Annotated in this window: 20 protein-coding genes; 13 read left to right on the top strand and 7 right to left on the bottom strand. The window is 60.0% G+C overall.

Annotated elements, in window-relative coordinates; genetic code table 11:
* Positions 1 to 50: 50 nt before the first annotated feature.
* Both ABQ278_RS15385 and pepN read right to left on the bottom strand, forming a co-directional pair.
* Positions 51 to 626 (bottom strand): response regulator, encoded by a 576-nt coding sequence (locus tag ABQ278_RS15385; RefSeq protein WP_349320366.1) that lies wholly within the window; start codon positions 624 to 626, stop codon positions 51 to 53.
* A gap of 118 nt (positions 627 to 744) precedes the next feature.
* Positions 745 to 3363 carry an aminopeptidase N gene (gene pepN, locus ABQ278_RS15380; protein ID WP_349320365.1) on the bottom strand — a complete coding sequence of 873 codons (2619 nt, stop codon included), beginning with the start codon at positions 3361 to 3363 and terminating at the stop codon, positions 745 to 747.
* 259 nt (positions 3364 to 3622) lie between these two features.
* Between pepN and ABQ278_RS15375 the strand changes: the two genes are divergently transcribed.
* Positions 3623 to 5323, top strand: a complete 1701-nt coding sequence (locus ABQ278_RS15375; RefSeq protein WP_349320364.1) for a PAS domain-containing methyl-accepting chemotaxis protein — start codon at positions 3623 to 3625, stop codon at positions 5321 to 5323.
* Positions 5324 to 5326: 3 nt separating this feature from the next.
* On the opposite strand, the gene ABQ278_RS15370 is transcribed toward ABQ278_RS15375, so the two are convergent.
* Positions 5327 to 5890, bottom strand: a complete 564-nt coding sequence (locus ABQ278_RS15370) for a hypothetical protein (protein ID WP_349320363.1) — start codon at positions 5888 to 5890, stop codon at positions 5327 to 5329.
* Between the two features lie 454 nt (positions 5891 to 6344).
* Between ABQ278_RS15370 and ABQ278_RS15365 the strand changes: the two genes are divergently transcribed.
* From ABQ278_RS15365 to ABQ278_RS15325, 9 genes are all read left to right on the top strand, one after another.
* Entirely contained in the window at positions 6345 to 6800 is a 456-nt protein-coding gene (locus tag ABQ278_RS15365) for a hypothetical protein (RefSeq protein WP_349320362.1), read from the top strand.
* The gene (gene ppc, locus ABQ278_RS15360; RefSeq protein WP_349322180.1) at positions 6688 to 9027 is read left to right on the top strand and encodes a phosphoenolpyruvate carboxylase; all 2340 of its coding nucleotides are present in this window, start codon (positions 6688 to 6690) and stop codon (positions 9025 to 9027) included. Before ABQ278_RS15365 ends, ppc begins: the two co-directional genes overlap by 113 nt.
* Before the next feature lie 230 nt (positions 9028 to 9257).
* On the top strand, positions 9258 to 9533 hold the full coding sequence (locus ABQ278_RS15355; RefSeq protein WP_349320361.1) for a hypothetical protein: 276 nt from the start codon (positions 9258 to 9260) through the stop codon (positions 9531 to 9533).
* A gap of 338 nt (positions 9534 to 9871) precedes the next feature.
* Complete coding sequence (gene zwf, locus ABQ278_RS15350; protein ID WP_349320360.1) at positions 9872 to 11362, top strand: glucose-6-phosphate dehydrogenase; 1491 nt, start codon at positions 9872 to 9874, stop codon at positions 11360 to 11362.
* A 10-nt stretch (positions 11363 to 11372) separates the two neighbouring features.
* Positions 11373 to 12158 (top strand): 6-phosphogluconolactonase, encoded by a 786-nt coding sequence (gene pgl / locus ABQ278_RS15345; protein WP_349320359.1) that lies wholly within the window; start codon positions 11373 to 11375, stop codon positions 12156 to 12158.
* 10 nt (positions 12159 to 12168) lie between these two features.
* Positions 12169 to 13983, top strand: coding sequence for a phosphogluconate dehydratase (edd, locus tag ABQ278_RS15340; protein WP_349320358.1), 1815 nt, complete (start codon positions 12169 to 12171; stop codon positions 13981 to 13983).
* Between the two features lie 4 nt (positions 13984 to 13987).
* Positions 13988 to 15004 (top strand): glucokinase, encoded by a 1017-nt coding sequence (locus ABQ278_RS15335; RefSeq protein WP_349320357.1) that lies wholly within the window; start codon positions 13988 to 13990, stop codon positions 15002 to 15004.
* A 131-nt stretch (positions 15005 to 15135) separates the two neighbouring features.
* Entirely contained in the window at positions 15136 to 15768 is a 633-nt protein-coding gene (gene eda, locus ABQ278_RS15330) for a bifunctional 4-hydroxy-2-oxoglutarate aldolase/2-dehydro-3-deoxy-phosphogluconate aldolase (protein ID WP_018081931.1), read from the top strand.
* Positions 15769 to 16042: 274 nt separating this feature from the next.
* The gene (locus tag ABQ278_RS15325; protein WP_349320356.1) at positions 16043 to 17122 is read left to right on the top strand and encodes a LacI family DNA-binding transcriptional regulator; all 1080 of its coding nucleotides are present in this window, start codon (positions 16043 to 16045) and stop codon (positions 17120 to 17122) included.
* 77 nt (positions 17123 to 17199) lie between these two features.
* On the opposite strand, the gene ABQ278_RS15320 is transcribed toward ABQ278_RS15325, so the two are convergent.
* Together ABQ278_RS15320 and ABQ278_RS15315 are read right to left on the bottom strand one after the other, a co-directional pair.
* Positions 17200 to 17649 (bottom strand): OmpA family protein, encoded by a 450-nt coding sequence (locus ABQ278_RS15320; RefSeq protein WP_349320355.1) that lies wholly within the window; start codon positions 17647 to 17649, stop codon positions 17200 to 17202.
* Positions 17650 to 17873: 224 nt separating this feature from the next.
* Positions 17874 to 19397: a thioredoxin family protein gene (locus ABQ278_RS15315; RefSeq protein WP_349320354.1), complete on the bottom strand. Its 1524-nt coding sequence runs from the start codon at positions 19395 to 19397 to the stop codon at positions 17874 to 17876.
* Between the two features lie 145 nt (positions 19398 to 19542).
* On the opposite strand from ABQ278_RS15315, the gene ABQ278_RS15310 reads away from it, so the two are divergent.
* The 3 genes from ABQ278_RS15310 (at position 19543) to ABQ278_RS15300 (ending at position 24698) form a co-directional block, all read left to right on the top strand.
* Positions 19543 to 19767 (top strand): hypothetical protein, encoded by a 225-nt coding sequence (locus ABQ278_RS15310; RefSeq protein WP_349320353.1) that lies wholly within the window; start codon positions 19543 to 19545, stop codon positions 19765 to 19767.
* Between the two features lie 509 nt (positions 19768 to 20276).
* Positions 20277 to 22931 (top strand): exo 1,3/1,4-beta-D-glucan glucohydrolase, encoded by a 2655-nt coding sequence (locus ABQ278_RS15305; RefSeq protein WP_349320352.1) that lies wholly within the window; start codon positions 20277 to 20279, stop codon positions 22929 to 22931.
* 162 nt (positions 22932 to 23093) lie between these two features.
* Entirely contained in the window at positions 23094 to 24698 is a 1605-nt protein-coding gene (locus ABQ278_RS15300; RefSeq protein ID WP_349320351.1) for a sodium:solute symporter family transporter, read from the top strand.
* A gap of 55 nt (positions 24699 to 24753) precedes the next feature.
* On the opposite strand, the gene ABQ278_RS15295 is transcribed toward ABQ278_RS15300, so the two are convergent.
* Both ABQ278_RS15295 and ABQ278_RS15290 read right to left on the bottom strand, forming a co-directional pair.
* The gene (locus tag ABQ278_RS15295; protein WP_349320350.1) at positions 24754 to 25131 is read right to left on the bottom strand and encodes a hypothetical protein; all 378 of its coding nucleotides are present in this window, start codon (positions 25129 to 25131) and stop codon (positions 24754 to 24756) included.
* Between the two features lie 11 nt (positions 25132 to 25142).
* Entirely contained in the window at positions 25143 to 25547 is a 405-nt protein-coding gene (locus ABQ278_RS15290; protein ID WP_349320349.1) for a nuclear transport factor 2 family protein, read from the bottom strand.
* Positions 25548 to 25623 lie beyond the last annotated feature (76 nt).

Here is a 25623-nt window from a genome sequence, read left to right as displayed (position 1 = left end):
AACTTAAATAACTTGCCTGTTTTCAACGCCGCGCCCCTCACGTGTCAGCTTCAGGTGTGTTCATCCTCTTCATGGTGGCCGCTGCTGGCCTCGCCTGACTTTTTAGCGACGGGTTGCGGCGGCTGATGGTCTTCGCTCCAGCCTTCGCGGCGCTCGCGGCCGTGATACTTGCTGTCCTGCTTGCGGCGACGATCGGGGCCGAAATAGTTGCCGCTGCTGGTCTTGATAAACGGGCGCGGGAAATCGACAATGGCGACGATCTTGCGGCGCAGTTCGATGGCCGTGACCGGCTTGCAGCAGAATTCGTTGGCGCCGGCGTCGCGCGCGGCCACCACTTTTGAGCGTTCCGAGTGCGCCGTCAGCATGATGATCGGCACGTAGCGGTTGGGGCTGTCCGATGAATTGCGCACAAGCTGGACGAACTCGACGCCATCGAGCACCTCCATCTGGTAGTCGCTGATGCAGATATCGATCGCGTCGTGCTTGAGGCGATGGAAGGCTTCGGTGGCGTCACGCGCTTCAAAAATGTGCGTGGCGCCAAACCCGCGCAGCAGAGTCTTGACGATGTTGATCATGTGGGCGTTGTCGTCCACCACCAGGAACCTGACCCGTTCGAGGCTTGCCAATACTGTCTCCTGGTAGGCTAACTAAAAAGGACTGTGCGCGCCCGTGTTAAGCGCATCATTCTAGTTAGCGAACCCTTAAGATAGATTAATGCACCTTCACGTTTGATGTAAAAAGGCTCTAATCGGCGAGCGCTTTCGTCGCCAGTTCGAGCACATTCTTCGACAAATCGGGCGACAGGGTGATCGTCTGCAGTGCCTTTTTCATGTTGGTACGATAGGGTTCGGCGTAAACGCGGTAGCGGCTTAAGGGTTCGATCAGGCGAGAGGCGGTCATGGGGTTGAAGGCGTCAACCGCCAGGACCTGACCAACCAGGAAGTCATAGCCGCTGCCATCGGGGGCGTGGAAAACGCTCTGGTTGTTGGCGAAGCTCTGGACGAGGGCGCGCCAGCGATTGGGCGTCTTGGCGTCGAAATCTGGATGCTGGCTAAGCGTTCTGACGCGCGCCAGCGTATCGGGATGGGCGCAGCCGGCCTGCAGGGCGAACCATTTGTCGATCACCAGCGGTTCATGCTTGAAGCGGGCATAGAAGATATCGAGCGCGTCCTTGTAGGGGCGATCCTGCACGTGCATCAGGGCCCCTAGCCCACCGACCATATCGGTCATGTTGCTGGCGGTCTCGAAATGGCGGAAGGCGAGATTGACCGAGGTGGCGTTATCGGCGCCGCGGTTATGACCGGCCAGCATCAGGTCGAGCAAGGCGTTGCGAAGGGCGCGGGTGCCGGCGGCGTCCGCGTCGGGCGAGAAGGTTCCGGCCGGGGTGAGGGACGTGTAGAGGCCGCGAATGGTCTCATAGAGGCGCAGGGAAAGCGCCGTCTTGAAGGCCTTGCGGTTACGGTGGATGAAGGCCGGATCGATAGGCGACAGGCTCTGCGCCAGGTCGGATTCGGTCGGCAGGCCCATGATCAGGGCCTTGAAGGCGTGATCGAGGTGTTCATCGAGCAGGCTGGCCTCAAGCCCTTGCGCGAAGGCGTCGATCAGATCTTCGTCAGGGGGTTCGGACAGGATGATCGCCTTGGCCAGACCCTGCGCGGCCTCCCAGCGATTGAACGGATCGCTGTCACCCTTGAAGCGGGCGAAGGCGTGGCTGGTCGGTTCTTCAACCGTGAGGACCACCGGCGCCGAGAAGTGGCGCAGGATCGACAGGACCGGCGCGTGCATGACGTCGGTCATGACCAGTTCGGCACTGGCGTCACGCAAAATGAACAGGGACTCGGCCGCCAGTATGCCATCGCGCGTGAACATCTGCTTTTCGCCCTCGGCGGTCAGCAGGCCGAAGCGGATCGGGATGGGCAGGGCGGATTTGTCAGGCTGGCCGGGTGTCGGCGCGGTGGCCTGGGTGAACGACAGGGTAAGGGTTTTCGCATCGGCGTTATAGGCGCTGGTGACGTGCAGGCGTGGTGTGCCAGCCTGGGTATACCATTGCAGCCAGGGCGAAAAGTCATCGCCGGTGACGGCTTCGAAGGCGGTGAGGAAATCTTCCAGCGTGGCGGCGGTGCCATCATTGGTGGCGAAGTAGTGATCAAGCGCCTGACGATAGGTGGCGGGGCCGACGAACGTCTTCAGCATGCCGACGATCTCGGCGCCTTTTTCATAGATGGTGGCGGTGTAGAAGTTGTCGATCTTGACGTAGGACGAGGGGCGCACCGGATGGGCCAGCGGGCCGGAATCTTCCGGAAACTGACGGGCGCGCAGCGCCCGCACGTCCTTGATGCGCGCAACCGCGTGACCGCGCTGATCGGCCGAGAAGCCCTGATCGCGGAAGACGGTCAGGCCTTCTTTCAGGCAGAGCTGGAACCAGTCGCGGCAGGTGACGCGGTTGCCTGACCAGTTGTGGAAATATTCGTGGGCGATCACCGACTCGATACGCTCGTAGTCCATATCGGTGGCGGTGGTCGGATCGGCCAGCAGCAGCGAGGCGTTGAAGACGTTCAGGCCCTTGTTTTCCATGGCGCCGAAGTTGAAATCGCGCACGGCGACGATCATGAACAGGTCGAGATCGTATTCACGGCCATAGACCTGCTCGTCCCACAGCATCGAGCGCTTGAGGGCGTCCATGGCGTAGAGGCTGCGGTCACGCATCCCGGTATCGACATAGATTTTCAGTTCGACCTTGCGGCCCGACATCGTGGTGAGGCTGTCTTCGAGCACGTCGAGTTCGCCGGCGACGAGCGCGAAGAGATAGCACGGCTTGAAAAAGGGGTCTTCCCACAGGGCATAGTGTTTGCCGTCATCGAGATCACCCGTCTCCAGCAGATTGCCGTTGGACAGCAGGTGCGGGAACCCCTCTTTCGGCGCTACGATGCGCACGCGGTACTTCGACAGGCTGTCGGGGCGGTCGAGATAATAGGTGATCTTGCGGAAGCCCTCGGCCTCGCACTGGGTGCAGTAGCGGCCGGAGGACATGTAGAGCCCTTCCAGCGTCTTGTTGCCGAGCGGGTTGATCTCGACCTCGGTTTCCAGCGTGAAGCTGTCGGGTACGCTGGCGAGGGTCATGGTTTCATCGCTCAGTGTGTAATCGGTCACCGGCTGGCCATCGAGCGTGACGCTGAGCAGTTTCAGGCGTTCACCCATCAGCACGAGCGGCGCATCCTTCGCGCCCTGCCGGGTAATTGTCAGCCTTGCCGTGACCCGTGTCGTTTCCGGCGCCAGATCGAAATCAAGTTCCGTGGTGGCAATAAGAAAGTCAGGAGCCTTGTAATCGCTGAGCTGGATCGGCTGGGGCGTGGTGGTGAGCATGGTAGTCTCGCTGAAACGTCGAATAGGAGTCGATGTGGGACTCTTTCAGCTAAACTCAAGCCATTCAATACAAATCGGTTTTATAAACGCAACGGGTTACGGCAAACCGCAAGGATTTGAGCTGATACCGTCAAAGGTGTGCGGCATAAATCGTTCAAAGAGTTGCGTTTATAAACGCACCATTAAGTAAAACGACGTTACTTAAGATTCGGACCGGGAAGGACAACGCCTTCAAATGTCTGAAACGGGGAGTGAAACGATGGCGTTTTTAAATCTTATGGGCCAGCAAGGACAGGGATCCAAGAATGCGTTCGACGCGCTCAATAAAGCGTTAGACCAGTCGCAGGCCATCATCGAATTCGACCCCGAAGGGCTGGTTTTGACAGCCAATGATAATTTTCTGAACATCATGGGCTATACCTTGGGCGAGCTTAAAGGCCAGCCGCACCGGATGTTCCTGGAGCCTGCCTATGCCGGCAGCGCCGACTACGCCGATTTTTGGGCCAGGCTCAGGCGCGGCGAGGCCCAGTCGGGTGAGTTTAAACGTCTGACAAAAAGCCATAAGGATGTGTTTATCGAAGCGGCCTATATGCCTGTCCTCGACAAGGCCGGTCGTGTCACCAAGATCGTCAAGTTTGCTTATGATGTCACGCAACGCAAGCTGCGTGACCTTGATCTCGAAGGCAAGGTGGCCGCTATTGAACGGGCTCAGGCGGTTATAGAATTCTCCCTGGACGGCACAATTTTACGCGCCAACGAAAACTTCCTGGCCGTCATGGGTTATCAAGCGGCTGAGATCGTAGGTAAGCACCACAGCCTTTTCGTCGAAACGGCCCAGCGCGACAGCCAGGCCTACACGGACTTCTGGCGCAAACTGAATGCGGGAGACTATGTTTCAGCCCAGTTCAAGCGCATCGGAAAAGGCGGCAAGGAGGTTTATATCCAGGCGACCTATAACCCTATCATCGGCGCTGACGGCGCGCCGGTCAAGGTGGTCAAATTTGCTTCCGATGTGACGGAGCGCGTGCTTAAGGATGCCGATTTTTCGGGGCAGATCTCGGCTATTTCGCGCGCGCAGGGCGTTATTGAATTTGAGCTTGATGGCACAATCCTGACCGCCAACGACAATTTCCTGAAGGTGATGGGGTACAGCCTTGCCGAGATAAAGGGCAAGCACCACAGCCTTTTCGTTGATGACACCACGCGGCTAAGTCAGGACTATCAAGATTTCTGGCGCCGTCTGGCGTCTGGGGAGTATGTCTCCGGTGAGTTCCATCGTTACGCCCGGAACGGACACGATGTCTTTATCCAGGCCTCCTATAATGCGATCCTTGATCTCAATGGCAAGCCCTACAAGGTCGTCAAATACGCCTCGGACGTGACCAAGCGCAGACAGGCCTTAAACCGCACTACTGAGTTGTCACATTCGTTGCAAAGCCTCTCAGCCGCGATCGAAGAGATGGCCGCGACAGGTCGCTCCATCGCCGACACGATGGAACAAACACGCGTTGCCGCAGATAAGGCCACCGCCTGTGTGACCGAGGCGGACGCCAGCGCCCAGGCCTTGTCAACTGCCACGACCGCCATGGACGGCATTGTGGTCATGATTACCGACATCACCAGTCAAATCAACCTTTTGGCTTTGAACGCCACGATTGAATTGGCGCGGGCCGGTGAGGCGGGGCGCGGGTTTGCGGTTGTTGCCACCGAAGTCAAAAACCTCGCCAGTCAGGCCAGGCATGCCAGTGAGCAGATCGGCGCTGAAATTTCGGGCGTCAGAACACGGACCCTGTCCGTTCTGGAAGCACTGGAGACCATCCGCAAAACGGTCGACGCCGTTCAGGAGCAGGTCGTGGTCACGGCGGGTGCCATTGAAGAGCAGAGCGCCACGTCACAGGATATGGCGCGCAACATGCAGGTCGCGTCAGATGAGGCCGATAACATCGTGCGGGTCGCCTGACGTCTAGCCTGGCTGACGGGCCTTGGGCGCTTCGACCTGTTCCTCAGCCTCGATTTGCTTGCGCAACTGGCCGGCGCGGCGCGCCAGGGCGATCAGGTCATCGTCGAGTTCGCTGTTCTGGCTGGCATATTCGCGCAGATCCTTGGCCAGCTTGAGCAGGTGCGGGGCGTAGGCGATCAGGCGGGCCTGCATTTCGATCAGCGCCGGATCGCGTTCGTATTCGGCGCCAGGCACGCGCCAGCCGCCCCAGTCGTTCTCGTCGGTGACGACGATCGGATAGGTGCCGGGGAAGGGGTGGTTGCGGCTCTCTTCGGGAGTCTGCCACTTGTTGCGGGCGCGCATCAGGCGCCAGTGGCTGAGGTGGCGTTCGTCGCCCTTGGCGTCGCGGGCGTTTTCAGGGGTCAGTTCTTCGGCGGCGAAATCACGGCCAAGGCCGCAGTCATAGGTGACGCGGACGGGCTCATCAAAGCCCTTGACCCAGACCGGATTGACCTTGTCGATCACCGCCCAGGTGCCGACGGGTTCGACATAGACTCTCTGATGGCGGTGGTAGGTCGCTTTTGCCATTGGACATGTTCCCGAGCTATTTGATGGCTGTTATAGCGCAAGAGTCTTAACAACTGGCCAAACGGGGTATCTTCGCCTTCCTTAAACCTTAAGTCCGTTTGCAACGCGGAAGATCGTACAAGGCTTTGTTTCTAATGAAACATTTGCCCGAAAAGTCGCATCCATAAAAATTATTAAATCAGACAATAATAAGCAAGTCTCTGGAATCCTTTATCATATGATTGGGGATAGTTTTGAGCATGAAATTGTCGTCTTGCAGCGCACAAAAATGACGCTAAAGTCTCTGTTCGGAGCGCAATTTTATCCGAAAATCGGGTTGCGTTTCGGATAAATTACAAACCGGCTTGACCCTGAGCATAACGTCGTCGGACAAACTGATCTTTAAGTCTTTGTTTGTGTGGCGAAAAATGCCGGGTATGCGCCGATAAACGGGCACTCTGGAAGATCTGACATCATGACCGACACCGTCCTCAACCACGTCAAGCAACACACCGCCCTGCTCGATGGCTTCCTCAGCGAAGCCGTCCATGAATTCGGCAAGGCCGAGGTGATGGACAAGGTTGAGGCGCTGAAGGACAAGGATTTCGATTTCGGTAGTCTCAGCGAATCCGAAGCCGCCCATGCCGCGCGCATCATGACCTGCATGTCGATGCTGTCGGTGATTTCAGAAGATGTCGGCCAACTTGGCCAGATCGATACGTTTGAGAGCGCCGACGGCTCGATGCAGCCGATCAGCCTGGCCAATGCGGTGGAATTCGGCGCGCAAGGAAGGGCTGGACCGCACCGAGATCGACACCATTCTGGGGGATATGCTGGCTTCCCCGGTCTTCACCGCCCACCCGACCGAGATGCGCCGTGCCTCGGTGGTGGAGCGCGAAACCGAGATCGCCAACCTGTTGCAGGCCTATGAGAAGGCCGCCAACCCCTCTGAAAAACGCCAGATCGAAGATGACCTCTATCGTGAAGTGGCGCTGCTGTGGAACACGCGCCTCAATCGCCCCGAACGCATCACCGTGCAGGACGAGATCAACAATCTGGTCAGCGCGGTCCAGCGTTCAGTCCTGCCGGCGCTGGTGACGCTCTACAGTGAATGGGGCCGCGATATCCCGCATGACGGCGCCCTGCCGAACGTGCTCAAGCTCGGCTCGTGGATCGGTGGCGACCGCGACGGTCACCCGCACGTCGATGAGATCACGCTGAACTATGCCTTCAAGGAACAGGCGCGCGTCGCCTTCGCCTTCTATGCCGGCCAGATGGACAAGCTCGATACCGAACTGACGGTGTCGGACGAGGTGACACCGGTCAGCGATGCTCTGCAGGAACTGGCGCGCAAGTCGCTCAACACCGACATCCACCGCGTCGATGAGCCCTATCGCCGCACCATCGCCCACATCAAGCAGCGTCTGGCGCGCACGCGGGCGCAGATCCTCGGCGAAACGCAGAACAGCCGCGCCACCGATACCTCCGCCCTGGCCTATGAGAGCAGCAAGGCCTTTGTGCGCGACCTGCGCGTGATCCGTGATTCCCTCGCCTCGCACGGCGGCCGTCGCCTGATCGGCACCACGCTCAAGACCCTGATGCGCATCGCGCGGTCGTGCGGTTTCCACCTGCTGTCGCTCGATCTGCGCCAGAATTCCGATGTTCATGAGCGCGTCATCGCCGAGCTTTTCACCCAGTCGTCGGAACTGGTCGATTATCTCGGCATGTCGGAAAGTGAGCGATGTTCGCTGCTGTATGCCGAACTGGCCAACGACCGAATTCTGCGCTGGGAATTTGGCAAGTATTCAGATGAAACGCGCCGCGAACTGCGTATCGTTGATGCGGCGGCCGAGATCGTCAAGATCTTTGGGCCGGAGGCTTTTGGTGCCTATGTCATCTCTAAGGCGGCGTCGGTGTCGGATATCCTGGAGCCGCTGGTGTTGCTGAAACAGGCCGGGCTGGTGCGCGGCGGCCCGCAGCCGCACTGTATGCTGAAAATCTCGCCCCTGTTCGAGACCATCGGCGATCTGGAAGCGGCGCCCGAGATCATGAAGAAGTGGCTGGGCAATTTCGCCGTGCGCTCGCTGATGGGGCGGCCGGCCATCCAGGAAGTCATGCTCGGCTATTCCGACTCGAACAAGGACGGCGGCTATACCTCGTCGCGCTGGTCGCTGCACAAGGCGTCGAAAGCGGTAAAGGCGGTATGCGACAAGGCGGGCGTGAGCCTGCGCCTGTTCCACGGCCGCGGTGGCTCGGTCGGACGCGGTGGTGGTCCGGCCTTCGCAGCGATCCTGGCCCAGCCAAAAGGCACGGTGGGCGGGCAGATCCGCGTCACTGAACAGGGTGAGATGATTGCGCGCAAGTTCGGCAATATCGTCACGGCGCACAAGACGCTCGACAGCTTCGCGGCGGCGACCTTCCTCGCCACGGTGCCGAAATGTCGTGACCATGGGCCTTCGCATGACGCCAAGCTGGAAGAACAGTTTGCGCCGATCATGGACCAGATCAACACGGTCTCGTTCGAGGCCTATCGCGGGCTGGTCTATGACGATCCGTACTTCCTCGACTTCTTCCATACGGTGACACCGGTCGATGAGGTCAGCCACCTGAAGATCGGTTCGCGGCCGGCCTCGCGCACAGCGTCGGGCAAGATCGAAGACCTGCGCGCCATTCCGTGGGTCTTCGCCTGGTCGCAGACGCGTTTCATGCTGCCCGGCTGGTACGGTTTCGCGGCGGCTGTGCGCGAACTGAAGATCGAGGACAGCGTGCTGCAGGCGATGATCCAATGGGATTTCTTTGAGGTGTTCATCGCCAATATGGAAATGGCGCTGGCTAAGGCCGATATGGAGATCGCGCGTCAATATGCCGATCTGGCCGGTGAGCCGGAAGAAGCCAACCGTATCTATGCTAAGATCAAGTCGGAGTTCGACGACACGGTGGCGCTGATCCTGCGCATCCGCAACGCGCCTTATCTGTTGTCGACGCATGAGCGTTTGCGCAACCAGATCGAGCGCGCCAATCCGCTGCTCAACTCGCTCAACCGCTTGCAGGTTTATCTGCTTGGCATCCGCCGCCATGGCAATCGCCACAAGCTGGTGCAACTGGCGATGCAGCTTACCGTCAACGGGATTGCGAGCGCGTTGCGCAATACGGGCTGATCGACCGCGAAGTGGTACTGACCGGAGAGCCGGCCGGCACAGTCTTTGACCGCTGGAGGCATGGGTTTCACATGAGGGTGAGGGTGAAAATTGGGCTAATTATTGGCGTGGGACTTGTTGTATGGGGCAGTCAGAGCGCATCTGCAAAAGCGCCTCAGGTGGTGCCTTTGTGTCATGTAAGTTCGGGCGAAGTTGTCCAGACCCTCGGAACTTATCGAACGTCCTATCACATGAGTTATCTCGCTTCGGAGGCCTGTCAGCAGCAATGGTATCATTTAAGAGTGCGTGGTACCGATACGGGGCAGGCTGCCCAGCGCTTCAGAGCGGCGCATGATGACCAGCAACGTATGAATGGCTCTGCCTATTACATTGAATTCATAGGCGAGTTTCATCAATATGCCAAAAATGAGAGGCGCCTCTATAAAGGATATGTGGGGTATTTCGATGTTATCGATCTGCGTAGTTTTACAGAGTTAGGGCATAGCGCCGGGCTTCAGGTCAACTAGGCCAAGACCTATGAGCACCTGCGTCTTATTACTAAACGCGGGAAGGGGCGTCGCGGTTAGAGACTTTGCCCGCAAAGTTGCGTCTAAGTGTTAAATTATGAGCCTCAGAGTTTGTGTTTTGTTCGTGAGGTTCGTGTTTCAAGGTCTGACGTTTCCACCTTGTATCTTTAGCGCCTCATGGCCTATATGGCCCGTGCGGGCGACAGCACTCTGGCGCCCTTGGTCACGCGGTTTATTTTCACGATTGACCTGCCGGAAAACAGGGTCTATGACAACGCTGTCATAACTATAAGCCCTGTTTAAGGGGCAGGTCGCAGGTTTCGGAACGAAAAGGTCTCATGTCGGCATCTTCTGCAAGTAATGGCGCACGCCAACCGGTTTTTGTTCTCGTCGGCGGCACGGGCGATCTCGCCATGCGCATGCTGTGGCCATCGCTGGCCATGCTCGATCAGGACGGTTTCCTCAGTTCCGATCTGCGCATCATTTCGGTGGCGCGCGAGGATTGCGGCACGGAGGTTTGCGTCGACCGCATCGGTGAGGCCGTGCAAAAGCGCGTGGGTGAATCGCTTGAGCCGGAAACCCTGTCGCGCTTCCGTAAGCGCATTGTCCACCTCGCTCTCGATGCCGCGCACGATGATTGGGGCGACAAGCTGAACGCTGAACTCGGCGATATCGATAAGCTCGACATCGTGTTCTTCCTGTCGGTGTCGCCGTCGCTGTTCAAGCCTATTTGCGAGCATATCGAGCGCGCCGGCCTGAGCAAGGCGCCGAACCGTGTCGTTATTGAAAAGCCGATCGGCCGCGATCTGGCCACCTCGAAGATCATCAACGATTCGGTGGCGCATGCGTTTGATGAATCGCGCACCTTCCGCATCGACCACTATCTCGGCAAGGAGACGGTGCAGAACCTGATCGCCCTGCGCTTTGGCAATATCGTTTTCGAGCCCTTGTGGAACGCGCAGTCGATCGACCACATCCAGATCACCATCGCCGAAACCGTCGGCGTCGGCGAGCGCCTCGGCTATTACGACGAATACGGCGCCATCCGCGACATGCTGCAAAACCATCTGCTGCAACTGCTCTGCCTGCTGGCCATGGAACCGCCCTCGGCCATCACGTCGGACGCCCTGCGCGACGAAAAAGTCAAGGTGCTGCGTTCGCTGAAACCCATCACCGCCGAAAACGTCCAGACCTCGACCGCGCGCGGCCAGTATGGTCCGGGCTTCGCCGATGGGCATCCGATCGCCGGCTACGAAGCGGAAAAGGGTTCGCCCTCGAACACCGAAACCTTCGTGGCCATCAAGGCCGAGATCGCCAACTGGCGCTGGGCCGGCACGCCGATCTACATGCGCACGGGCAAGTGCCTGCCGTCGCGCTCGACCGAGATCGTGATCCAGTTCAAGCCGCTGCCGCACTCGATCTTCGGTGCCGAGGCTCACGCCAACCGCCTGCTGATCCGCTTGCAGCCCGATGAAGATATCTCGCTGACCCTGATGAACAAGGCGCCCGGCCTGACCTCGGAAGGCATGCACCTGCAGGCGCTCGATCTCAGCCTGTCGCTGATCAAGGCCTTTGACGGGAACGGTGACGGCAAGCCGCCGCGCCGCCGCATCGCTTATGAACGCCTGATCCTTGATGCCCTGAATGGCAACAACGCCCAGTTCGTGCGCCGCGATGAGGTTGAGGCCGCGTGGACCTGGGTCGACGGCATCGTGCAGGCCTGGACCGACACCCACATGAAGCCGCAAATGTATCCCGCCGGCACGTTCGGCCCGGTTAGTGCTTTCCGCCTGATCGAGCGCGAGGGAGGCCGTACGTGGAATGATTGAAGATTTGGGAATGATTAATACCGCCGCAAACGTCGTCGATAACGTTCTGACCTGGGATGCCCACGGCAAGACCGTGACCGTCCATGCCTTCGATACGACCGGCGAGGCGGGCGTCTATATCTCCGGCCTGATTTCGGGTGCGCTGAAACAGGCAATCGATACGCGCGGCAAGGCGCAATGGATCGGCTGTGGTGGCACCACGCCCAAGCCGATCTACCAGAACCTGATCCATGCCGAACTCGACTGGACGAAGATCACCCTGGCCCAGGTCGACGAACGGTTTGTGCCGGTCGATGACGCTGCCTCGAACACGCGCATGATGCGCGAGGCCCTGGCGCCGGTGCTGGCTGATGCCGACCATACGGGCATGACCTTCCTGACGCTGATTCAGGACATCACCGATCAGGACGCCTGCGCCCTAAAGGCTGAGCAAACCCTGCTCGACCTCAATGACGGTCAGGCCCCGCTCTTCGATTTCGCCCTGATGGGCATGGGGCCGGATTCGCACTATGCATCGATCTTTCCCAACAATCCGGTCAATGCCGAGGTCTACACAACGGATCGCCTCGTCCTGCCGGTCAGGCCGCACAGCGATGGTTCGGAGCCGGCCCTGCCGCGCGTCACCCTGTCGGTGCCGGCCCTCAACCGTTCGCGTTGTATCGTCTTCTACATCACCGGCCAGGCCAAGCTGGATGCCCTGAAGGCGGCCTCGCAAAACACCGATCCTTACACGTCGCCGATCGGCGCGTTTCTCGCCCAGTGTCCTGTTCCCGTCGAGTTTGTCTGGGCGGCTTAAGGTATAGATTATGACTCAACTGCATCCCGTCATCGCCGAAGTCACCGACCGCATTATCGAGCGCTCAAAGGATCTGCGCGCGCAGTTCATGGAACGCGCCGACCGCTACAAGGCCGATGAGCCGCGCCGCAAGAAGCTGTCCTGCGCCAACTATGCGCACGTCGTGGCGGCTTCGAGCCCCGATGAAAAGCTGCAGCAGGCGCTCGACGCCGTGCCCAATATCGGCATCGTCACCTCCTATAACGACATGTTGTCGGCGCACCAGCCGTACCATGATTATCCCGAAAAGCTGCGCGTCATGGCGCGCGGCTACGGCGCCACCACCCAGGTCGCCGGCGGCGTGCCCGCCATGTGTGACGGCGTGACGCAAGGCCGTCCGGGTATGGAACTGAGCCTGTTTTCGCGCGATGTTATCGCCATGAGCACCGCCGTGTCGCTCAGCCATGACGCTTTCGATGCCGCCCTGATGCTCGGCATCTGCGACAAGATCGTGCCCGGCCTTGTCATGGGCGCCCTGTCGTTCGCGCACCTGCCGGTCATCTTCGTGCCGTCCGGCCCGATGGGCTCCGGCCTGCCGAACCCCGAGAAAGCCAAGGTCCGCACGCAATATGCGCTGGGTCAGGTGGGGCGCGATGCGCTTCTGGCCGCCGAAATGGCCTCCTATCATTCCGCCGGCACCTGCACCTTTTACGGCACGGCCAATTCCAATCAGATGCTGATGGAAATGATGGGTCTGCACGTGCCGGGCGCCGCCTTCGTGCATCCGGGCACGCCGCTGCGCGAAGCCCTGACGCAGGCCGCCGTGATGCGCGCCGCCCGTTCGGCCGAAAATTCCAAGACCCCGTCGTGCATGGCTGATGTCATCGACGCCCGCGCCATCGTCAACGGCGTGATCGGCCTGATGGCCACCGGCGGCTCGACCAACCACGCCCTGCACCTGCCGGCCATGGCCCGCGCCGCCGGCGTGATCCTGACCTGGGAAGACATGGACAAGATCTCGTCCGTGGTGCCGCTGCTGGCGCGCGTCTATCCCAATGGTTCGGCCGATGTGAACCACTTCCACGCCGCTGGCGGCATGGCCTTCGTGATCAAGGAACTGCTGGGCGCCGGCCTGATACACGCCGATGTCCAGACCATCTGGGGGCAGGGCATGGCCGATTACGCCAAGGAGCCGATCTTTCAGGATGGTCAACTGGTGTGGCGCGATGCGCCCGAGACCAGCCTTGACGAGAACATTTTGCGTCCGGTCTCCAATCCCTTCTCGCCCGAGGGCGGCTTGCGCGAAATCAAGGGCAACCTTGGCAAGTCCGTCGCCAAGGTCTCGGCCGTCAAGCTGGAGCATCAGATCGTTGAGGCGCTGTGCGTGGTGTTCGATGATCAGGACGATTTCCTGGCGGCCTTCAAGGCGAAACAACTGCCGGAAGGCGATTTCATTTGCGTGGTCCGCTTCCAGGGGCCAAAAGCCAACGGAATGCCGGAGCTGCACAGCCTGACTCCGTCTTTGTCGTCCATTCTCGATGCCGGCCGCAAGGTCGCGCTCGTGTCGGACGGCCGCATGTCGGGGGCATCGGGAAAGGTGCCCGCCGTCATCCACCTGACACCGGAAGCGGTGGACGGCGGACCGATTGCTAAACTGCGAAACGGCGACGTGCTGCGCGTGGATTGCGTGGCCGGCACCATAGACTTCCTCGGAGATGCCGCCGAGTTTTCACAAAGAACAAATGCCGATCGGCCCAAAGAGGCGGACGGCATGGGACGGGAACTTTTTGCGCACATGCGTCGAGCGGTAGGACCCGCCGATGAAGGTGGCGCAGTTTTTTGGTAGATATATGACAGCGCATTTCGAGACCAGTTCGGTCATCACATCGCATAACCGGCCCCTGCGCGGACTGGTGGGTGATATCGGCGGCACCAATGCCCGCTTCGCCATTGCCGAACGCATTGACGGCAAGACAACGCTTGCGGACTTCAAGTCGCTGGAAACAGTCGACCACAAGGATTGCTACGCGGCCCTGGCGGCCTATTTCACCTTGATTGGCGGCAGGCCCGATCTGGATTACGCCGTGGTGGCTGTGGCCGGTCCAGTCAAGGACGGCCGGATCAAGTTCACCAACCTTGACTGGGAAGTGCGCGAAGACCTGCTGGCGCAAGCCGTGGGGGTGCGCAAGGCGCGCCTGATCAACGACTACGCCGGCCTGGCCTTCGCCTTGCCGCACCTGGCCGACAGTGACACCAAGACGATCGGGCCGGTCAGCAAGGGCTTTGGCAATGTCCATGCCGTCATGGGCGCGGGCACCGGCTTTGGCGCCTCGGTGCTGGTGGGCGGTGAGTTCGGACCGTACTGCCTGTCGACCGAAAGCGGCCACATCTCGTTTGCGCCGGTCAATGACTATGAGTTGGAAATCCTGCGTTTCCTGCGCAAGAAGCATGGCCGAGTCACGGTCGAAATGCTGCTGTCGGGCCCGGGTCTGGTCAATCTCTATCAGGCTATCTCTTCGATACGCGGTGAGTTCGCCGAGAATCTGACGCCGGCGCAGATTACCCATCTCGAAGGCGAAGACGCCACGGGATCACGCTACACGGTCGAGGCCTTCCTCGACATCATGGCCTCGGTGTGTGGTGATCTGGCGCTGGCGCATGGCGCCACGGCGGGCATGTTCATCGCTGGCGGCGTGGCCCCGCGCCTGATCAAGCATATCGACGAACTGCGTTTCCGTGCCCGTATGGAGGCCAAGGCACCTTTGTCGGCCATGGTGGCCGCCATCCCGTCGAGCATTATTATCCATCCGTATGCAGCGCTGCTCGGTTCGGCGAACGCACTGACGGACATACAGATTACGGCTTAGTTTTTTCTCCTCCCTACGAAGTGGGGAGGGGGACCGCGAAGCGGTGGAGGGGCGCCCCTCCGTCATTTCGCTTTGCTCAATGCCACCTCCCCATCGCGATGGGGAGGAGAAAATTAGATAAGGAAACACCCATGTCCACGCATCCCGATATCCCCAAGTTCATGACCATGGGCCCCGTCCTGCCGGTGATGGTCATTCCGTCGCTCGATCAGGCGCTGCCTCTTGCCGACGCCCTGCTGGCCGGTGGCATCAAGGTGCTCGAAATCACCCTGCGCACCGATTGCGCGCTCGACGCCATCAAGCTGATCGCCAAGGAACGCCCGGAAGCGATCGTCGGTGCCGGCACGGTGCTGACGCCCAAGGATGCCGAAAAGGCCGCCAAGGCCGGCGCCAAGTTCCTTGTCTCGCCCGGCCTTACCAAGACCCTGGCGCATCAGGACGCGTTGCCGCTGTTGCCGGGCGTCGCCACCTCATCGGAAGTGATGAAGGCGCTGGAGTGGGGCTTCACCCATCTGAAATTCTTCCCGGCCGTGCCCGCGGGCGGCGTGCCCTACCTCAAGGGCATCGGCGGTCCGCTGCCGCAGGCCAGGTTCTGTCCGACCGGCGGCATCGACGCCAAGAACGCCGCGCAATTCCTCGCACTCGATAACGTGCTGTGCGTCGGCGGTTCGTGGGTCGCGCCGTCCAAGGCGATGGACGAAGGCAACTGGGCGGAAATCACCCGTCTGGCTGCAGAAGCCGTGGCGACCTTCGGCAAGAAATAGATACCACGACGACATGCTCTAGCGGCATGAGCGCAAACCTCCAAATCCCTTGGGATTTGGCAAGGGCACCATATTCTCGTTTTATGGCCGCCTGAGCCTTTGCGAGGCATGCCCTAGCGGGATGAGCGCAAACAATGCCCTAAAGAAACAAGCATTTGAAAACGCTGTTTCTTTAGGATTGACAAAGCTGCTATTGGGGCAGAAAGCTGCATATACCCATTTCCAGCTTTCTGGTTTATACGTTGACCCCATTTCCCCGCACAGGACTGTCCGCGTGACGCAGAGCAAGACGACGGCCGAGCGCGTCAAAGAGCCGATTCCTGCCGCGCCTGCGGTTTCCACCATCAACGATGTGGCGCGCCTCGCCGGGGTGTCGATCAAGACCGTGTCGCGCGTCATGAACAATGAGCCGAATGTGCGCGAGGAAACCCGCACCAAGGTCAAGGACGCCGCCAACCTGCTGAAATACCGGCCGAACCTGCTGGCGCGATCACTGGCGGGCGCGCGCAGCTTTCTTGTGGGCCTGCTCTACGATAATCCGTCTTCCAGCTATGTCATCGATATGCAGGCCGGCGTCATCGCGCGCTGCCGCGAGAGTGGCTACCATGTGCTGAGCGAGCCGCAGGACAGCCTGGCGCCGGATATCGGCCGCGCCATCGCCAGCCTGCTGGCCACCATCCGCCTTGATGGCGTGATCCTGACGCCGCCCCTGTGCGATATGGCGGTGGTGCTCGATGCGGTCGAGGCCGCGGGCGTGCCCTATGTGCGTGTGTCGCCGTCGCTTTTCCCCGGCCGTTCGGCGCTGGTGGAGATGGATGATACCCTGGCCGCCTATGAGATGACGAAGCACCTGCTTGGTCTGGGCCACAAAGACATCGGCTTCCTGCGCGGCCATCCGGAACACGGCTCCTCGCATCGTCGCTATGACGGTTTCCTCAAGGCGATGCACGAAGGCGGGCTGGAACCGCGACCGGCGTGGATCAAGCAGGGGCAGAACAGCTTTGCCTCCGGGCTTGAGGCCGGCAAGGCGTTGTTTGGTCAGGGCGGCGATCTGCCCTCGGCCATTTTCGCTTCCAACGACGAAATGGCCTTTGGCGTCATGGCCTATGCGCAGCAGGCGGGGGTGAGGATTCCCGATGAGGTGTCGGTGGTCGGCTTCGACGATACGCCGGGTTCGATGGTCATCTGGCCGCACCTGACCACTATCCGCCAGCCGGTCACCGATCTGGCCTATGCGGCGGCGGACATGCTGCTGTCACGCGCCCATGTCGATGACGATGCGCCGAGCTTCACCGATACCCGCCGCGAACTGCCGTTCGAACTGGTGACGCGCGATTCGGCCAGGGCTGTTTGACCGCGCCTGGTCCGAAGACCAGGGCGCGGCGCTTTAATTTTTATTTTTGCACGCTTTTTGAGCCGAAAAGCGCTCGTTTATGACAGCACGACGATGACGACGCGGCGATTGGCCGAGCGGCCGACGGCATTGTCATTCGAGGCGATGGGTTGTTCCGAACCGTAGGAGATCGACGCCATGCGGTTCAGCGCCACACCTTGCGTATTCAGGAAGCGGCGGACGCTGTCGGCGCGATCGGCGCCGAGGCTGTAATTGATGGCGTCCGTGCCCGTGGCATCGGTATAGCCCTGAATTTCCAGATAGACGTTCTTGTTGTCGCTCTTCAGTCGGTCGGCGAGCTGCGCCAGACTGGCCTTGGCGCCATCGGAAAGCACCACCTTGCCGGTATCGAATTTCACCGAATTGTCGGTCAGCACGATCGAATAGACGAACTTGCCTTCGGCCAGCTTGCCGGCGGCGGTGGCGCGATTGAGTGCATACTGTGTAGTCTGATCGAGCAGACCCAGGTGCGCGTCCTGCTGGTCCATGCGGCCATTGGCGGTGGCGATCTTGTCATCGACATATTTGTGGCTGGACAGGCTGAGACTGACAGCATAAGGGGGAGTGCAAGAAGCAAGGCGCCAGATTTGACATAGTTCATCGAAAAACCTCTCTGTTTTCGAATTCGCCCTTCACCCAGCCCTGTCACTAAAGCGACAAATAGGCACCGAAAAAAGGCGCTTCCGTCTGCGGAGTGATCTATGCCCCGATATTACGCCGCCTTGCCCCATGTCCGGCAGGTCGCCGCCGCTTCGCCTTGTTTGGCGCAAACCTCGATCATTCTGGCATCAAGGCGCTTGAGAATGGCGCTGCCGTCATACCCGTCGCTCCAGGTGCGCAGCAGCTTGCCCCAGGCATCGACCTTGACGCGCGTGCGCTGATAATAGTCGCCGGAATTCTTGCCGAGTTCGTCGATCACCGCCTGGGCGCTGGCCTCCACCGCCGCCTTGTCGCCGGGCGCCTGACGCAGCACGGTCTTGGAATAGGCGATGGCCCACTGGACGCGCGTGGCGTCGCCTTCCGCCGTCTCATAGGCCTTGCGCGCCCACGCAATCGCCGCCGGACCGTCCTTGCTATCCTCGGCGAGGCTCGCCAGATCGAGCATGTAATAATAGGGCGAGGCTGAGCGTTTCAGCTCGGCTTCCAGCAGTTTTTTCGCCCCGGCGTCATCGCCCGCTTCATGGAGCAGACCGGCCGCGTTCGAGATAACCGACTGGCGCACCATGGCGTCCTTGGCGGTCTTGTCGGCCCACGCGGCGCGCTCACGCACCTTGGTCAGCACGGTCTTTGAGACGTGTTCGCCCGTCCTGCCGAGTTCGATATCGGCATTGACCGTGGCCAGACGGTCGGGCAGGGGCAGGCTGTCATCGCGGTAGACACGATCAAGCCCCTTGATCAGCGAGGCGCCAAGCGTCGTGCGCCGGGCTGTATCCGGCAAGGCCGCCACAAGCGACGGAATCGCATAGCTAAGCTCCTGCCGATTGACAATGACCTCATCGCTGTTGGCGAGAATAGCCGGCACGAGCTGCTCGACCTGCGCCTGTTGCGCGGGGCTCAGCGCGTACTTGCCATCCGCGCCCGGTTCGGCCCGTACGGTCAGGGCGAGCAGGGAAAAGCGGCGCTTGACCGCGCCTTCGGGAGCGGCACCGGCGAGTTTTTCCAGCAATGACGCTGTACGGGCGTGATCGCGCTTGGGGTCGTTCTGCCAGTCAAAGGCACCGAGGATTTGCCATTCATCCGGGGAGAGGGCGGTCGGGCTTTTCTCGGCCTTGTCAAACAGGGCGTCGATCGGCGTGGTGCGGGCGGCGGCGACCCGCAAAACTTCCGGCAGGCGCGCGGCGGTCGACAAACGGGTGATCTCGGCGCCGTCGGCGTTCAGCACGATGACGGTTGGGTAGCCGCTGATGCCGAAGCGCTCGCCCCACTTCTGCGCGCCGGTCGTGTCGCCGTCGAGGTGGACGGGGATGAAGTTGCGCGTCTGGGCGATGAAGGCCGGGTCCTTGAACAGGGTGGACTTGAGCTGGTTGCACGGCGGGCACCACTTGGCGCCCCAATACAGCAGCACCGGCTTGCCGCTCTCTTTGGCCTCGGCAAGCGCGTCATCGACATCGCCTTCGCGCCAGGCGATTTGCTGGGTCTGTGCACTTTCTATCTGCGCCTTGTCGGAGGGATGGCGCTGGCAAGCCGCGAGATTTGCCGCCATTAGCCCAGCCAATATGATCGACGTCCAACGCATCAGATTTCCTTTCAACCCTATATCGCGTAAACTATAGGCTGGATTACCGCATAATGTCTATCGGATAGGTTTGGTATAGTGCCGTCAACCCTCTGATCTCATTTGGAGTAAAATCTGGAGGCGGAAATGACGCGAAAGGAAGGCCATGACGCAAATAAAGAAGAACACAACCACCCTGGCCGGCGCGGAGGTTGGCGCCATCGCGGTCGGGGCTTTTGCGCTTGGCGCGCTGGGCATCGGCGCGATTGCCATCGGTGCTCTGGCGATCGGTCGCGTGCGCATTCTGGAAGCACGTCTTGATAATCTGTCCGTGGGAACGCTCACCGTGGATCATTTGAATGTGCGTCATCAGGCGCCATCGTCGGAATAAGCAAAAAAAACCCGATGAACCAAAAAGGTTCATCGGGATATAAGGCCAGTGTCTTCCAAATAATGCCACATTTAAGAAGACGCTTTAAAACCACGGACGTGAAATGGCTATGAAAAAGGGAAAGAAGCCATAACGCGCAATGGTTTTAAACAGAGAACCCGAACCGCCAAAATCATAGAATTCGTCAGGCCGGATGAATAAGTCCTCTTCTTCATATCAAATCTGACAACGCTGTCAAATAGATTATGAAAACAAATATATTTTTGACGCTCCGGCTTGCGCTTCATGTAAACGTATACGGCGGCCGTTCGTTGTCCCGACAAAGTTATCCACACTTGACGCTGGCTGATAGCGCTGTCATTAAACTGGCTTCCAACCCTTGTTACAAAGAGGTTGCCCGGATAAGGGAGACGTGCCGCATAAGGTCTTTGACGCGACTGTTTATCGCGTCTCGGTCGTGTTACAGGTCAAAGAAAAAAAACGCTGTGGAAGAACGCTAAAGGAGCACTATGCCTGATCAAACATACAAATCCGCCCAGAAATCCGGCCACAAATCTGTCCTGATGCTGGGCGCGGCGCTCGGTGTTTTGTGCGCCTTAAGCTTCGTCATCCCCGATGTGGCGGAAGCCAAGGCGAAAGCCGCCGCCCACAAGACGGTGAAAAAGAAAAAGGCCGTTGCGAAGAAGGCCATCGCCAAAAAGCCGGCGGTGGTCAGAGAAGCGCTGATCGCGGTCGATCCGGCGTGGCCCAAGCTCGGCGATGCCGGTCTGATCGATGCCGCAACCGAAGCGCAGATCACCGACCTGATGAGCCGAATGACCCTGGAAGAAAAGGTCGGCCAGACTATTCAGGCCGATATCAACTTCATCACGCCCGAAGAGCTGAAAACCTATCCGCTTGGCTCGATCCTGGCCGGTGGCAATTCCTCTCCGGGCCAGAACGAACGCGCCACGCCGGATCAATGGCTGAAACTGGCCGATGACTACTGGCGCGCCGCGCTCGAGCGCCCGAGCAAGGCGCCGATCCCGCTTCTGTTCGGCATCGATGCCGTACACGGCCACTCGAACCTCGTCGGCGCCACGATCTTCCCGCACAATGTCGGGCTGGGCGCTGCGCATAATCCCGAGCTGATCCGCAAGATCGGCGCGGCGACCGCCGCCGAAATGGCCGCCGCCGGCGTTGACTGGACCTTTGCGCCCACGGTGGCCGTGGCGCGTGACAAGCGCTGGGGTCGTGCCTATGAGAGCTATTCGGAAAACCCCGCCGATGTCGCCGCCTATGCCGGCAAGATGGTCGAGGGCCTGCAGGGCGTGGATGGCGGCCGTAATGGCGTGAAGCCGGGCCACATCATGTCGACCGCCAAGCACTTCCTTGGCGATGGCGGCACAAAGGACGGCAAGGATCAGGGCGATGCCGAGATGAATGAGGCCGATCTGGCCCGCATCCATGGCGCCGGTTATCCGCCGGCCATCGAGGCCGGCACCCTGTCGGTGATGATCTCGTTCTCGTCGTGGAACGGTATCAAGATGGCCGCCAACAAGCGCCTGATCACCGGTGCGCTCAAGCAGCGCATGCACTTTGACGGCTTCACCATCACCGACTGGAACGCCCAAGGCCAGGTGCCGGGCTGCGCCAATGACGATTGCCCCGAAGCGATGAACGCCGGCGTCGATATGTTCATGGCGCCGGATAGCTGGAAGGGCATGTACAATAATACGCTGGCCGAGGTGAAATCGGGCAAGATCCCGATGTCGCGCCTCGATGATGCGGTGCGTCGCATCCTGCGCGCCAAGATCAAGGGCGGCCTGTTCACTCTGGGGGCGCCGCTCGATCGTCCGCTGTCGGGCCATTGGGATACGCTCGGCGCGCCGGAACACCGCGCCATCGCGCGTCAGGCCGTGCGGGAATCGCTGGTCCTGATCAAGAACGAGAACCATGTCCTGCCGATCGATCCCGGTGCGCGTATCCTCGTCACCGGCTCCGGCGCCAACGATATCGGCAAGCAGGCCGGCGGCTGGACGATCACCTGGCAGGGCACGGGCAATACGCGCGCCGACTTCCCCAACGGCGAATCCATCTATGAAGGCATTTCGAAAGCCGCCGAAAAGGCCGGCGGCACGGTCAGCTTAAGCGACAACGGCTTCTACAAGGAAAAGCCGGATGTGGCCGTCGTGGTCATCGGCGAAGACCCCTATGCCGAATTCCAGGGCGACCGCCCCAATCTCGATTACCAGTCGGGCGACCGCACCGATCTGGAACTGATCCATAAGCTGAAATCGCAAGGCGTGAAGGTGGTCACCATCTTCCTGTCGGGCCGTCCGCTGTGGACCAATCCGGAAATCAACGCTTCGGACGCCTTCGTGGCGGCCTGGCTGCCCGGCACCGAAGGCGGCGGCATCGCCGACGTCATCGTGGGCGATCTCAACCGCCAGCCGCGTTATGATTTCAAGGGCAAGCTGACCTTCTCGTGGCCGAAAACCGCCAATCAGGGGCCGCTCAATGTCGGCACCATGGGCTATGATCCTTTGTTCGCCTATGGCTATGGCCTGACCTATGCCGATATCGGCGATGTGCCGCAATTGTCGGAAGAGTCCGGCCTGCACGATGTCGCCGTGGTCAATGTCGATACCTATTTCGCCGCCGGCCGTATCAAGGCGCCGTGGAAGCTCAGCCTGATCGAAGGCCAAGGCGCAAATCAGGGTGACCTGACCAGCTTCGGCAGCCCCAATGGCGTGGTGACGCAATCGACCATCGATGCCGACAACAAGCAGGAAGGCGGCCGCGCGCTCGTCTTCAGCGGTGAGGCGCCGGGCGAGGCGGCGATCACGACGGCCGCGCCGGTCGATCTCAGCCGCCAGACCACCGGCAAGATGACGCTGGGAATCACCTATCGTCTTGATGCAGCCGTAACCGGTCCGGTCCTGCTTGGCATGGGCGCCGATCTGGCTTCGGAAAAGAAGATCGACATCGCCTCCGCCCTGACCGCGCCGGTGGGCCAGTGGAAGACGCTGAAGATCACGCTCGACTGCTTCGTGGCGGCCGGTCTCGATCCGAAGACGGTCGGCGTGCCGTTCTCCCTAAGCTCATCGCAGCCGCTAAAGCTCAGCTATTCGAGCATCAAACTGGCGTCCGATGAGGGTGATGCCACCTGTCCGGCGAAGTAAATAGAAAAAGCCTCCCCTTAAACGCGGAGAGGCTTTTTTCACAGAGCGGCGAAAAAATCGCCGCCGTTGGCGTGTTGGGATTTGAGATTGATTCAGCCGTCAAGCTGTGTCAATTGTATGATAATATCATCTAAGGCTTGTCAACGAGCCAAGAGGGGAAACATGCCTGATTTAGCTCAATACCTGCCATCGGCGAATTTTTTGAAAAGTCTCGATATCTGGATCGTGCTTTTCTACGCCGTCTCCATCTTCGTCCTGGCTCAGGTCGTTTCGCGCCGTAAGGCGGGGGAAGAAGCCTCGTCCAAGGGCTACTTTCTGGCCGGCAACACCCTGCCGTGGTGGGCCATCGGCGCCTCGCTGATCGCCGCCAATATCTCCGCCGAGCAGATTATCGGCATGTCGGGTTCGGGTTACCGCATCGGTCTGGCCATCGCCTCCTATGAATGGATGGCGGCCATCACCCTGATCATCGTCGGCAAATACTTCCTGCCGGTCTTCCTGAAGAACGGCGTCATGACGATGCCGGGCTTCCTGCAACAGCGTTTCGGCCCGTCGGTGAAATACCTGATGGCCATTTTCTGGCTGATCCTCTACGTCTTCGTCAACCTGACCTCGATCCTCTGGCTCGGCGGCACGGCGGTGACGACGGTGACGGGGATTGATCCTGTCCCGGTGCTGATTGCGCTGGGTGTTTTCGCGCTGCTCTATCAGATTTCCGGCGGCCTGAAGGCCGTGGCCCTGACCGACATTGTGCAGGTGACCCTGCTGGTGCTGGGCGGCCTGATCATCGCCGGTATCACCCTGACCCAGATCGGCGGCCAGGCCAATATCACCGGTTTCGCTGATGGCTTCAACAAGCTGCGCGCCAACTTCCCCGAACACTTCCACATGATCCTCGACAAGTCGTCGCCCTTCTACAAGGACCTGCCGGGCATCGCCGTGCTCGTCGGCGGCATGTGGATCATGAACATCTCCTACTGGGGCTTCAACCAGTACATCATCCAACGGGCGCTGGCCGCCAAGTCGCTTCAGGAAGCACAAAAGGGCATCGCCTTTGCCGCCTATCTTAAGCTGCTGATGCCGTTGATCGTTGTCGTTCCCGGTATGGCCGCCCTGCTTCTGGCGCCCAATCTGGAAGTGGCCGATCATGCCTATCCGGAAATGATGAAGCTGCTGCCGACCGGCCTTCTCGGCCTCGTCTTCGTAGCCCTGACCTTTGCCGTCATTTCCTCGACCGCCTCCAAGATCAACTCTATCGCCACCATCTTCACCATCGATATCATTCAGCCGCTCAAGCCGGAACTGACCGAAAAATCGCTGGTGACGGTCGGTCGCATCGTCTCGGTCATCGCGGTCGCCATCGCCATCGCCGTGGCGCAACCGCTGCTCGGTAAGACCGATCAGGCCTTCCAGTTTATCCAGAACTTCACCGGCTATTTTACGCCGGGCATCGTGGTTATCTTCGCGCTCGGCATGTTCTGGAAGCGGTGTTCGACCGCGGGCGCCTTCGCGGCCATTCTTGGCGGCGTGCTGATCTCAGCCATCTGGTCCTATCTTCAGCCTGACTATCCGTTCATGAACCGTGTCGGCTGGGTCTTCGTCGCCACCACCCTGCTGTGCGTGCTGGTGTCGCTGGTTGTGCCGAACAAGAAGCCGGTCTCGACCCTGTCGCTGGAAGGAGTCAGCTTCAAGACGACGACCAGCTTCAACGTGCTGGCTGTGGGCGTTATCGTTATCCTGATAGCGCTCTACACGCTGTTCTGGTAACGTAGCGCTTCGGCTATCCTTATTGAACGCGGCAGGGGACACTCTGCCGCGTTTTTTATGCCTGACGCGGACCCTCGCCATGGCGGAAGACATTGATGGTCAACAGAAGAAAGCCCGCCAGCACCAGAAACGCGCCGAGAATGGCTACTGGCGGTCCCCAAGCCTGACCTGTCACTGATCCGAAGATGCCGGTGGTGAGCGAGATCATGCCCGGCAGGGCAGCGGCGATATGGGCCACAGCCAGTCTGTTGTCGGCGGCGGGTCTGACCGCATAGAACAGGCCGGCCAGAAAGAACGATACCCAGCCGACGAGATTGATATGGGCGTGGACCGTCGTCAGGGTGAAGTCATGCGCCTTGCCCATGTAGATGCCAAGCGCGATGCCGATGAGGGCGAAGATGACGCCGAAGCGCAGAAACCATGCGGAGGTCATGGATCAGGCTCCTATTGAATGGGTTTCCAGGCTTCAAAAACGTTTTCGCGGGCGATCTTGCCGTCCCTCATGTGGAAAACGTGCAGCAGGCGCAGCTCGATGATGGCGCCCACCGGATAGGGCAGCTTGGCGTAGCCCTTGCCGGTGACGGTGAACTGCACGATGCAGTCATCGACCACGCGATCATGGGTGGCGAAGCGATCGAGCGGCTGCATCGACAGAATTTCAATGGCGCCGAACAGGGCGCGGTAATTGTTTTCAATGTCTTTCAGATCGGTCAGGCGCATGTCGCGGCAGGGCATGTCGAGCACGATACCGTCGGCATACAGGTTCATGATCGAAGCCGGATCGCTTGCTTCGCCCTGCATATGGGCGTTGACGACGGCCAGGTTGATCTCGGCGGGTGTCAGGGTCATCACGTTTAAGTCTCCTCAGACATATGAATATAGACAGAATGACTGTCCAAATACATATAGACAGATGGACTGTCAA

Source organism: Asticcacaulis sp. MM231 (assembly GCF_964186625.1).
Taxonomy (GTDB): Bacteria; Pseudomonadota; Alphaproteobacteria; order Caulobacterales; family Caulobacteraceae; genus Asticcacaulis.
The sequence above is the reverse complement of the archived record's forward strand: the minus strand, read 5'-3'. Positions and strand labels throughout refer to the sequence as shown.